A 4,053-nucleotide genomic window follows, 5' to 3' on the forward strand; every position below is an offset into this window, starting at 1 on the left:
CACACTATTGAGTTCTCAAACAACAGACACACCCGGCACCACCCACACCCACCAAAGGGTCCAGGATCGCTCCGGAGCAACTTTCCAAACTTACCCGAACCACCACCGCTTTGCAAATCAATTTCTCAATCGATTTCAGGGTGACAATTCGAATTCCCTCGAATTGCGGCGCACAAAGCACCAGCCGTTTCAGGCTCAATTCGAAGGGGTTGGCCACCCGTGGTTCCCAGCTCTAGGCTGTCTCCCTCGCGGCGACTTAGAAGACATTACACGGCTTCCGTACACTGCGCAAATCCAGCACCGCCGCCCCCTATTTCCCTTAGGCTCAAGCTGAGCGACAGGGCCTGTCCGGGCCGCCGCGGCGACGTCGACGACGGAACGCGGCTTCCGCCGTCGGGCCCGTCTAACGGAAGGCGGCGATACCGCTGAGCTTGCGTCCCAAGATGAGCGCATGGACTTCGTCGGTGCCTTCATACGTGCGAACGGACTCCAGGTTGTTGGCATGCCGCAAGGGCGAGTGGTCCAACGTGATTCCGTTTCCGCCGAGGATCGTCCTTGCTTCGCGCGCAATTTTGATGGCCTCGCGGCAGTTGTTCAGTTTGCCCACCGAAATCTGATCCGATTGCAAGGTACCGGCGTCCTTCTTGCGCCCAAGGTGTAGGGCAAGAAGGAATCCCTTATTGATCTCCAGAGCCATATCAACCAACTTCTGCTGGGTCAGCTGGTAACCGGCCAGCGGTTTGCCAAATTGCAGGCGTTCCTTGGAGTAATCGAGGGCTACCTCGAACGCATCGCGCGCAGCGCCCATGGCGCCCCAGATGATCCCGTAGCGGGCTTCGTTCAGGCATGAGAAGGGGCCCTTGAGCCCGACGACGTTTGGCAGCACTGCACTCTCGGGTAGTCGCACATCGGACAATTCGATGTCGCATTGGATGGACGCTCGCATGGAGAGCTTCGGCGCGATCGGCATCGCCGTGAATCCAGGTGTCTCGGTTGGGACAACAAAGCCGCGGACGCCGCCGTCGGTCTGTGCCCAGATGATGGCGACTTTGGCCACTGACGCTAGGCCGATCCAGCGTTTTGATCCGTTGAGGATCCAGTCGTCTCCATCGCGGTGCGCAAAGGTAGTCATGCCACCCGGATCCGATCCGGCGGCGGGTTCTGTCAGCCCGAAGCACCCGATCGCTTCCCCCGCAGCCATCGCCGGCAGCCATTCGGCTTTCTGTTCATCCGAACCGTGCTTGTAGATGGCGCTCATCGCCAGTGAGCCCTGCACCGAGACGAAAGTGCGCAGTCCGGAATCGCCGGCCTCAAGTTCCGCTCCGGCCAGGCCATACTCGACGGCGGATCGGCCAGCGCAGCCGTAACCTGTCAGGTGCATGCCGAGTAGGCCCATTTTTGCCAGTTCTGGAACAAGTTCCAGCGGGAAAACCGCCTTTTCATACCAGGTTGCGATGTGCGGCTTGATTTCGCAATCCACAAAGGCGCGCACCGAATCGCGCAGCGCACGTTCATCCACGCTAAGGAGGGAGTCAAAATCAATCAGATCGCTGATATCGGACATTTATGCGCCTTTCGCGGAAGTGTTTGGGGATCGGACTGCGAATGTGGATCCTTGATGCTCGCCAAGGGCCGGGGGAACTTGCCGGTAGCTCGGTGCCGTCGCAGACAATCGGATCGGGTTGGTCAACTGGCGGGACTCCCGGCCGGTAGCGGGATCGGTGACAACGATTGACGGTTCCAGCCCAAGGCTCTCAGCCAGCTCGAAAGCGTCGCCGACGCTGTTGACCCTGCCCGCAGGAACTCCTGCATCGAGCAACTTCCGTTGCCAATTCGCAGCAGTGTCAGCATCGAGCGCAGTCTCGATCACAATCCGAAGCTCCTCACGGGAGGCTACTCGGCGTTCGTTAGTAAGAAATCTCGCTTGCTCTGGCAAACCCCCTAGTCCCAGAACTGACGCAAGCGCAGCAAATTGCCGATCGTTTCCGACCGCGATGGCGAGCGTGCCGCCGCCAGTGCGAAATGTCTCATAAGGGGCGATGCTGGGGTGTGCATTACCGAGCCTGGCGGGCGAAAAGCCCGTGGCCAAGGTAGCCGTGCCCTGGTTGACCAATGCTGCCAGGAGCGAGGAGAGGAGATTTATCTGCACCTGCTGGCCGGTCCCCGTAGCATCGCGCACCCGCAGCGCCATCAAGATCCCCGCCAGGGCATTCTGTCCGGTGAGGACGTCTACCAGGGCAACCCCGACCTTGCTGGGTTCTCCGTCCGGGTGGCCAGTGATGCTCATCAGACCGCCAAGCGCCTGCACCAGCAGGTCGTAGCCTGGCAAATCCACACCGGCGCCAGCCCCGAAGCCCGAGATAGAACAGTAGACGATGTCCGGCCGGCTCTCGGAGACGGTCTGATAGTCCAAGCCGAATTTCGCCATGACGCCAGGACGGAAGTTTTCGATGACGACGTCGCAGCCGGCCACGAGGGCGCGTGCATAGCTCAACCCGTCATCGGACTTGAGATCGGCGACCACCGATCTCTTGTTGCGATTGACGCTTGAAAAATATGTGCCGGTCCCATCTGCCTCCACGGGCGGGATCCACGCCCGGGTATCGTCGCCGGCAGGACCCTCGATCTTAATGACCTCGGCGCCGTAGTCGGCCAACATCATGGAACACAACGGTCCGGCTAGAACCCGCGAAAAGTCTGCGATCCGTATACCAGCCAAGGGCTGCGGCAAACCGCTCAGACCACCTTCTGTGGATCCCACCACGCATCTCCTTTGACGGTTGTATGTTGCATGCAACAGTAAGGGAATGTCTTCGGCTTGTAAACAATTTTTCGTTGAAACGGAGTCAGCCGCTAAATTTCGTGAGCTGATCCAACTTCGCCAGATACGCGTCGGCGGACAGTCCAGGCGTCTTCGCGCAAACGCCTGTAATGAGAAGCCGGGCGGTACGGGTGACATGCTCTCGAACCGCTACAGATGCAGCCCGGGGATCCTGCCGCTCCAATGCTTCGAGAATGCCTCGACGGTCGTCGGCCAGGTCCTGGCTGCTTCGGATTGAAGGGATGGTCACCAACCCTTGCGCGAGAACGAGATTGCGGAGCTCGCCGTCCAGCGCCATTAGCCGGGGGTTGCCCGCCAAGCCCATGAGAAACAAGTGGAATTCCTTGTCCGCCTGCAGGGTGCCGGGACCATCTTCGCCAGCTGCAGCGTCCAGGATGCGCCCGTGCAGCACCCGGAAATGCTCAAGGTCATCCTTAGTGACAACCTCGGCGGCCCGAGCCGCTGCGGGGGGCTCAAGAATAATTCGGATCTGGAAGATCTGGACAATCTCATCAAGTGAAATCTGCAGCACCCGGACGCCGCGGTTCTTCTCGATCCGGACAATGCCCTCCTTTTCGAGCAGCTGCAGGGCCTCACGCACCGGTGTCCTGGACACACCGAGTCTCTCGGCTAGTCCGATCGCGGAATAGTGCTCCCCGGGTGTCATCTCGCCGGACGTGATTGCCGCCCGCAGCATATCGGTGGCCTGCGCTGTCAGCGACACTCCGGGAGTAACCTGTTGCATGCTACTCATCCTGACATTGTACGGGTCGACGCGAGTCGGTATCTCGGAGGGGTCCGTGGGTGAGCGAGGGCTTGCCCGGGACCGCTGATATGTGAGCGGGGGTTTGGTCATGACCGTTGATATGTGAGCGGGGGTTGGGTGACCCGGACGCCGGCTCTCTTATGCCGGGTTTTCGTTGAACGCTCGCTCACGTATGCCGGGTCCCGGCCGGACGCCCGCTCACCTATGGGGGGCCGGACGCCCGCTCAAGGCTGCCGGGCGCTGCGGGTGTGGCTGCGTGCCGGTGCGGCGCATATGTGATCGGGGGTTTGCCCACAACCGCTGATATGTGAGCGGGGGTTTGTCGAAACCGGGCCATATGTGAGCGGGGGTTTGGTCACGACCGTTGATACGTGAGCGGGGGTTTGCCGGAAACCGGGCCATACGTGAGCGGGGGTTTCGGGACGCCGGCTCACGTGTGCCGGGTGGGTGGGTTTAAATGGTTCAG

General features: G+C 60.7%; 3 protein-coding genes. All 3 read right to left on the bottom strand.

Going from position 1 to position 4,053, the window contains the following annotated elements; all coding sequences use genetic code 11:
- Nucleotides 1-403: 403 nt before the first annotated feature.
- The 3 genes from ACFVTG_RS24700 to ACFVTG_RS24710 all read right to left on the bottom strand — a co-directional run bounded on the left by ACFVTG_RS24700 (nt 404) and on the right by ACFVTG_RS24710 (nt 3,575).
- The gene (locus ACFVTG_RS24700; RefSeq protein ID WP_390283630.1) at nt 404-1,564 is read right to left on the bottom strand and encodes an acyl-CoA dehydrogenase family protein; all 1,161 of its coding nucleotides are present in this window, start codon (nt 1,562-1,564) and stop codon (nt 404-406) included.
- Complete coding sequence (locus ACFVTG_RS24705; protein WP_390283633.1) at nt 1,565-2,761, bottom strand: CaiB/BaiF CoA transferase family protein; 1,197 nt, start codon at nt 2,759-2,761, stop codon at nt 1,565-1,567.
- 85 nt (nt 2,762-2,846) lie between these two features.
- The gene (locus tag ACFVTG_RS24710) at nt 2,847-3,575 is read right to left on the bottom strand and encodes a GntR family transcriptional regulator (protein WP_284755374.1); all 729 of its coding nucleotides are present in this window, start codon (nt 3,573-3,575) and stop codon (nt 2,847-2,849) included.
- Between the last annotated feature and the right edge of the window lie 478 nt (nt 3,576-4,053).

The sequence above is a fragment of the Arthrobacter sp. NPDC058127 genome, from assembly GCF_042884555.1.
GTDB lineage: Bacteria > Actinomycetota > Actinomycetes > Actinomycetales > Micrococcaceae > Arthrobacter.

Coding starts and splice junctions, on each gene's coding strand:
- ACFVTG_RS24700 (WP_390283630.1), bottom strand. CDS start 1,564: ATGTCCGATATCAGCGATCTGATTGATTTTGACTCCCTCCTTAGCGTG.
- ACFVTG_RS24710 (WP_284755374.1), bottom strand. CDS start 3,575: ATGAGTAGCATGCAACAGGTTACTCCCGGAGTGTCGCTGACAGCGCAG.